Origin of the sequence: Psychrobacter sp., assembly GCF_030454045.1 — a bacterium.
In the GTDB taxonomy this organism is placed as follows: Bacteria; Pseudomonadota; Gammaproteobacteria; order Pseudomonadales; family Moraxellaceae; genus Psychrobacter.
The window spans coordinates 1-7,074 of record NZ_JAKDJE010000108.1 but is presented as its reverse complement, the minus strand read 5'-3'; the positions used below and the strand labels follow the sequence as shown (position 1 = coordinate 7,074).

5 protein-coding genes and 1 pseudogene are annotated in these 7,074 nt (G+C 43.5%); all 6 read right to left on the bottom strand.

The features are described 5' to 3' along the window. Window positions 1-167 precede the first annotated feature (167 nt). Window positions 168-914 carry a siderophore-interacting protein gene (locus L0G63_RS13115; protein WP_301451051.1) on the bottom strand — a complete coding sequence of 249 codons (747 nt, stop codon included), beginning with the start codon at window positions 912-914 and terminating at the stop codon, window positions 168-170. 105 nt (window positions 915-1,019) lie between these two features. Next, window positions 1,020-3,200, bottom strand: coding sequence for a TonB-dependent siderophore receptor (locus tag L0G63_RS13110; RefSeq protein ID WP_301451050.1), 2,181 nt, complete (start codon window positions 3,198-3,200; stop codon window positions 1,020-1,022). A gap of 145 nt (window positions 3,201-3,345) precedes the next feature. After that, the gene (locus L0G63_RS13105; RefSeq protein ID WP_301451049.1) at window positions 3,346-5,106 is read right to left on the bottom strand and encodes a multidrug ABC transporter permease/ATP-binding protein; all 1,761 of its coding nucleotides are present in this window, start codon (window positions 5,104-5,106) and stop codon (window positions 3,346-3,348) included. Window positions 5,107-5,317: 211 nt separating this feature from the next. Next, on the bottom strand, window positions 5,318-6,295 hold the full coding sequence (locus tag L0G63_RS13100) for a TonB-dependent siderophore receptor (RefSeq protein ID WP_301451048.1): 978 nt from the start codon (window positions 6,293-6,295) through the stop codon (window positions 5,318-5,320). Beyond that, window positions 6,229-6,663: a hypothetical protein gene (locus L0G63_RS13095; RefSeq protein ID WP_301451047.1), complete on the bottom strand. Its 435-nt coding sequence runs from the start codon at window positions 6,661-6,663 to the stop codon at window positions 6,229-6,231. The genes L0G63_RS13100 and L0G63_RS13095 overlap by 67 nt, the downstream gene beginning before the upstream one ends. 210 nt (window positions 6,664-6,873) lie before the next feature. Beyond that, window positions 6,874-7,044: pseudogene (locus tag L0G63_RS13090) on the bottom strand (transposase); the annotation flags it as partial. Window positions 7,045-7,074 lie beyond the last annotated feature (30 nt).

Genomic DNA, 7,074 nt, shown 5'->3' with positions numbered 1-7,074 from the left:
GTTATTTGTCATTGCTATTAACACTGCTGTTTGGCTTTACGGGGCTGACGATTAGCCGAGTGGAAAAAGAAGGAAAAGTCATCGAAGCATAATATGTAATGATTTATAAAAAGACGCGGCTTATATAAGCCGCGTCTTTTGCATTTAAATATTCATTAAATAAGCTTTTATTGATCTGCCATTTGCGCGTCCTGACTTTTCACCACTTTATGCTGATCCTCTGTGCTATCGACTTTCCAATAACTAGACACATATAAATGTGTCTTTGGTACGTCGCGCTCAACTTTGAAGTATTGGCGCAATACTCGCATACTATGAAACTCGCAAGCCGCCCAAACCGCGGGCTGTCCCTCAAGCCAAGTCAGTGATTTGACGCAGTCAAGTAACGGACTGCTGTCTGCATTTGGGTGAGAGTTGACCACCCAGTGAATCTCGACGTTATCTGGTTTTTTGAGTGATTGCTGGTCTGCCTCAGTCGTCACCTCAAGCACCGCATAGCCGCGAGCATCAGCAGGCAATTGTGCCAGATTGACCGTGATCGCTGGCAATGCTGTCATATCACCGACCAATAAAAACCAGTCGGCGTCATTGTTGATGAGTTTTTTTGGGCCGGGGCCACCAATCAAAATTTGATCGCCGACTCGCGCCTGTTGCGCCCACGTTGATGCAGGACCCTCAGCCTCATGTAGCGCGAAATCGACATCGATCTCAGTGTCACGCTGAGCGATGATGGTATAGGTACGCATCAATGGCTTGATGTCGTCGCCTTGAGGAAACATCAGTTTGATATAAGCGCTTTCTTGATCTGTCGGGAAGTCTATTAAACCTGCACCGCCAAGAGTAATGCGGCACATATTTGGCGTGATGTACTGACTGCCTACTACTTCAAGCAATCTGGGATTGGATTTTGCCATATGGTTGCTTCTCCTTTTTGACAGTTTAGGTGGGTAAATGCTCTTAGTAGAGAAAGCCAATGTATAACATTGACTTCCTCTACTCATCAGATGTTTTGATAATGATTAAAAACGGGCTTTTAGGCTGACTGACATTTGACGTTCAGGGCCCATCCAGCAGTTATTGATGTCGTAACAAGCACCAACATAGGTTTTATCGAACAGATTGTTGATGCTCGCACCCACAGTCAGCATAGGGTTGATCTGATAATTGCCACCAATATCAACCAAGGTCACACTCGGTAGCTCATCTGAATTTTGTTTGTCCAATTGCATACCATCTTCATAGCGAACACCAGCATTGAGAGTGAGTTTGTCTGTCGCATAGTAGTCGGCCCATAGCGTGGCTTTGTGCTTGGCTATTTGGGCAGGAGTATTGCCGATCACTTCAGGATTAATTTCTTCTTCTGTGATCTCAGCGTCGGTGTAGCTATAGCTTGCCGAGAGATCTACCCAATCATTGAGCATACGACTGGCTGAAACTTCAAAGCCTTTTGACTCAATTTCACCAGTTTGTGTTTGATTTGTATAGTTGACGTAATCTGACACCACGACATTTTTTTGTGTGATGTCAAATACAGCAAGTGTTCCTTGAGTGGCACGATCTTTTGACAAGTACTTCACCCCGGCCTCTAGCTGATCGGCCGTGGTTGGTTCAAATGCTTCATTGGTAATGAAGTTGCTACCAACAACTGGTTGAAACGACTGTGAGTAGCTCAAAAACGGTGATAGACCATTATCAAAGTTATAAATAGCAGCAAGACGTCCACTGGTTTCTGACGCGTCATTGTTGATCATTTTTTCACTAGGGATTACACCTTTCGATGTATCGGTTCGATCAAGGGTACTTTTGAATTTATCATGTCGTAAGCCTGCCACCACTGTCCAGTCTTGCCACGTCATTTCATCTTGCACATAGAGTCCAAGCTGGCTTTGTTCGATATCATCGTATCGACTAAAGGTATCTAAGGGTAGAATATCGGTGCTGATTTGTGAAAAATCTGGATTCGATAAGTCAAGGTTTGGTGTACCATCTGCGCCAGCGTCATAATAAGTTGCCGTGCTGTCTGTCTCTTGATACTCAACTCCAAACAATAGGTTATGTGAGGTATTGGCGGTATCAAACTTATAGGCCAGTTGGTTGTCTGTGGTCCAGTTTTTCATGTTCTCATCTGTTGTGTAAGCTATACGGTCTAAAATCGTGTCACTACCCTCTACAAATCCTTCATCATTATACATATTGCGCTGCTGAGCTTCGGCATCGGTATAGCGCGTGATATGTTTAAAGGTCAGCTGATCATTGATGTCCCAGTTTACGGTCACACTTGGCATGAATACTTCTTTGCTAAATTTATTCCATTCATCACCTGCATAAGCATCGCTACCCAATTTGCCATAGCTTGCCTTGTAGACGGTGCCGACAGCAGGCAATGGAGTAGAAGGTACCATCTCTGGATCATCTTGATAAAACAGATTGGCAAGTATTGAGACATCATCCGTCGCCTGCCATTCAAGCGACGGGTTAATCAACAATCGCTCCTCTTCGGTGGTTTGCATTTGACCGTCTTTTTGGCGTTTTAGCGCGACTAAGCGGTAGTTCAAGGTGTCTGTAATAGGACCTGTGCTATCGACGGCCACTTCTTTTAGGTTTTGATTACCAAGTCGCAGCTGTACTTCATTTTCTTGCGTGCTTTTAGGGGCTTTGGCTATTTGGTTCACCATGCCACCGGGTGCTGCATAACCATATAATGAAGATGCCGAACCTTTCACCACCTCGACCGCTTCAGTCGCATAGATATCTACTTGGGGCATCAGGTTATATGCACCATCATAAGGCAATCTTAGACCGTCATAAAAATTAGAGTAGGTTTTAAATCCACGAATGTTGTACTCGTCAAAGATAGAGACCGTGCCACGACTCTCAGTGCTCACACCTGGTTCATAGCGTAGAGCAGCATTGACACTATCCGCTTGGCGCTTTTGTAAAAGTTCTTGATCAATTCTGGTGTAGCTCATAGGCGCATCTTCAGGGTCTAAGGCGGTCTTGGTGCCGGTGCTGCGATAGCCATCTGAATAAACGGTAATTGTGTCCAAGGTAGCTGATGGTGTAGCAGCCTCATCGTTTTCAGTATTGTTTGTCGTCTCTACAGCGTAAGCGGCGTGACTCATACCCATGATCAGGCCAATTTGTACTGCTGTGGTGAGATATTTTTTGCGAATGACGTTAGTGGTTAGATGAGACCGCATCAGATTTCCTCTTGGACTAAAATGATTAAATGTTATTTGTGACAGTTAAAGCAAATTTACAACGACGCTAATAATAACATTAATGATAATTATTATCATTAATGTTTGAAAATAAATCTTCTCTCAAATAATGTGAAATTCGTTCTTACGCCAACATGGCAATGGCATCTTTACTCGCCCGCTGTCGCTCTTCAGCATTTAATTCAATGAGGCGGCCTTCTTTCATCAATAGCAATCGATCTGCATGCTCAAAGTAACCATCATCGTGACTAATAATAAACAGCGTTTTACCGAGTGCTTTTAACTCAGGGATTAGGGTCTGATAAAAAACGCGGCGAAACGCAGGATCTTGGTCAGCGGCCCATTCATCAAGTAGCAAGATGTCTTTTTGTTCAGCGACCGCGATCAGCATGGCCAAGCGTTTGCGTTGTCCCTGCGAGAGCTTATCGGTAGACAGCTGGTTGTCAGCCACACTTATTTTATCTTGCAAGTCCAATTTATGCAGCCACGCATTGACCAGTGCTTCGTCTGGTTGCCGTCCTTGTCTGCCAATCAATTGCTTAAAAATATGCTGATCGCTAAAAATGGCAGAATACAGCTGTCTATAATCGGCATTATTCTGTGAATCAACGGGCTGTTTGTCGATGGTTACCGCACCTGTGGTAGGGGTGAAAATGCCTGTAATAATCTTGGCAAGTGTCGATTTGCCGCTACCATTCGCTCCGATCAGAAACACCACATCGCCTCGTTGTAGCGTTAGATTAACGTCTTTTAAAATATTACCAGAGTGATCGCTGTCTTTAGCTATCAATGTCTGAGCATCAGTATCATTGCTATTACTGACACTGCTATTACTGGCATTCGAAACATTGTTATTGGAAACATTGTAGCGATAGCTAACATCAGTTAGCGAGATGGTTTGCCAGTGTTGGCTGGTGTTGTCCGTTCTAAATAAAGGTTGGTACTCAGCCAGTTCTAGCGACTGTATTTTGTCTAGGGCGACTTGAGCCGTCTGTAGTGTTGGATATGCACCGACGGCGTGAAGCAGCGGCGACTGCATAAATAGAATCGTTAAAGAAAAAGTGGTAGCGATGCCCATCGAAATGCCGAGATAATTTGATATGGCAAATATCACCCCAATCGATGCGAACATCATAATATTTGACCAGTTCACCGCTGATAAATGAAAAGTATCAGACTTGGTGACAGTCTTTTCATAGGATTTAGCATGGGCCAAAAAATCATCTGTATACAGTTTTTCTGCTCGGTGTTGGTTAAGTGCCAGCTCTTTACGACCTTCTATAATCGATTGATAATCCTGATATAAGACGTCATTAATCTCTCTCAACTTTGTCAAATGTGTATAGACATGCTTGACCAATAGGGTGCTTATCCAAATCGTCATCGCAATCCAAAACATGACAATCAGTAGTAATGGTAGCGACAGCCAGCCCAGATATAACCCCACACCAACAGAGAGGATAACGCCTTGCACCAACTCCGGCATCCGAACAAAGGCGACGGTAATAGACTGAATATCTGTGGATAGACTGGCAAGTAACCGCGCACTACCCAAATGATCTATCTGAGGAACGGTGGTATCGATGATTTGTTTGACCAGCTTGGTTCTGAGCTCATAGACAAACTTGTGCCCCAAACAGGTGAGTGCATATTGCGATACGAAGGTAGTCACCAGCAACAGCAGCACGAGCAGAGCAAACTGCCCTAAGCTCGACCACGATAAGGTATTGAACACAGGCTGACTGATAAAGGTTTGATTGATATAAGCAATGATACCCACACTGACGGCAGCATTGACTAAGTTGAGTAAAATGACTTTTAGAAAGGGCAGACGATACTGTGCCCAAATCATATGATGTAGAGAAACGCTGGCACGAGAGGACATAGTGACTCAGTAATAATATGGATGTTTGATGGCATAAAAGGGAATAGGTCACACCTAATCCCTTTTACTGAAGTTAGTTAGATAAGTACGTTTTATAGTCAACTCTTTATAAAAGAATTACAGCGTTAACCTCGCTTCAAGTATCACATATACATCTGCACTGGGTTGCCTTGTATTACTTTTAAATTGAATCAACTATAGCTGATATATGTTAAAAATTGAATGTGGCTGACACTTTTAAGGCCGTTGGCTCACCTGCATTTAGATAGCCTGAATCTGCATAACCGCCTACTGACTGCCAATAATCTTCACCCGTGACATTGGTTACCACACCTTTTAGAGTAACGTCTTGTCCTGCTAGCATAGTGCGATAGCGTGCACCAAGGTCTAAGGTCGTATAACCATCAACCTTTAAGGTATTGGCATTATCCGAGTAACGAGAGCCTGTGTGGATAATATCGCCCGTTAATGTCAGTCCTTCAACGGCGGCTAAATCATACTCTAGGTTGACATTGCTCTGCAAGGTAGGCACACCAATCACTCGATTGCCATCTAATGCACTATCACCAGTGTCTTTTTGCTCAGCACTTAAGTAAGTAACACCAGCATTGAGGCGCATGTTTTCACTTGGGCTACCAAAGACAGTCAACTCCACACCTTGATGGCGGTTTTCTCCAGCCGCAGTAAACGTATTTGAGTTGTTGATATAAGCACGTGGTTCATCAGTTCGGAAGACAGCGAGGCTACTGCCAATCATGCCATTATCGTATTTCACACCCAGTTCAGTTTGCTCACTCACGTACGGATCTAGATTTTGACCAGCATTGGTAACAGGAGCACTGTTATTTGTCTGAGGGGCTGTTTTTCCTGGTGCTAGACTTTCGATATAATTACCATACACAGACCAGTCCATTGTTGGCTGATAGACAATACCGATACTTGGGGTCCACTCACTCTTATCGTAATGAGCCGTTTCTGCCTGCGTGTTGAAATCATAGCTGGTGGTTTTTATATTTTGATGACGCACACCCAAGGTGGTTTTTAGCTTATCGTCGAACAGTGATATGGTGTCTGCTAGCGCAAAGCTTTGGAACTGCTTTTTATTGGTTAATTTGGGGTCGTCTAAATTTCCACCGAAGATTGCTGTGCTTGTAAAAGGGACTTCAGCGTAGTCGGTTGGGTTGTACAAGTGGTAGAGAACGGCGTATCCATGATGTCTTGGTTACCCAAGATTCCGACGCGGCTACCGGTCGCAACTTGGCCACCTTCATAGGCGCTTGGTAGCCCATCTGCTGAAGCATCAGCGCTACTAGTGACGACGATAGTATCAAGTACCACATTAGGAGTGGTTTGAGCATCTACATCATCTGCCTGTGCCCATGCCGATTGACTCGTTGTTAATACGATGACAGAAGTAGATAGACAAGTTGAGCATAGTATCTTTAAAGAGAGGGATTTAGTCGATACCAATCTCGAAGGTATAGGTGCTAATCGTAGAGAAGAACCAGATACATTCGAAAGATTAAATAACGCAGCAGATAAGCGAGACAGTTGCATGAATATTTCCAGCATGTAATTTAAAGCGTTATTATATTGATAATAATTTTCATTATCAATATATTGCGGAACTAATGCTAAATATATTTTCAGGTTAAAATTTTAAATGTATTATTTATATTGCCAATAGTTGTCTTGCCTGCTCAATTTCTTGTTTTGAAATGTACTTTTAATTATCTATGAATGTCAGGTGGATTATTCACTATCGAAATCTCGCCACGGACTACCTGTACGGACAATCCATAGAACAGCTTCAATAAATAGTCGATTATTCACCGCTGTTCTACCAACATCGGTCTCTTTACCTGCACAATACGGTGCTATCTTTGCCCACTGGCCATCACTTAGGGTTAATCTAGGGCGTGTTGAACATTCGCAAATAGGCACTGCTGATCACTAAAATTGTTCCAG

What these genes read in the sequence shown, in the direction of transcription:
- L0G63_RS13115 (WP_301451051.1), bottom strand. Translation starts at nt 914, where the DNA reads ATGGCAAAATCCAATCCCAGATTGCTTGAAGTAGTAGGCAGTCAGTAC.
- L0G63_RS13110 (WP_301451050.1), bottom strand. Translation starts at nt 3,200, where the DNA reads ATGCGGTCTCATCTAACCACTAACGTCATTCGCAAAAAATATCTCACC.
- L0G63_RS13105 (WP_301451049.1), bottom strand. Translation starts at nt 5,106, where the DNA reads ATGTCCTCTCGTGCCAGCGTTTCTCTACATCATATGATTTGGGCACAG.
- L0G63_RS13095 (WP_301451047.1), bottom strand. Translation starts at nt 6,663, where the DNA reads ATGCAACTGTCTCGCTTATCTGCTGCGTTATTTAATCTTTCGAATGTA.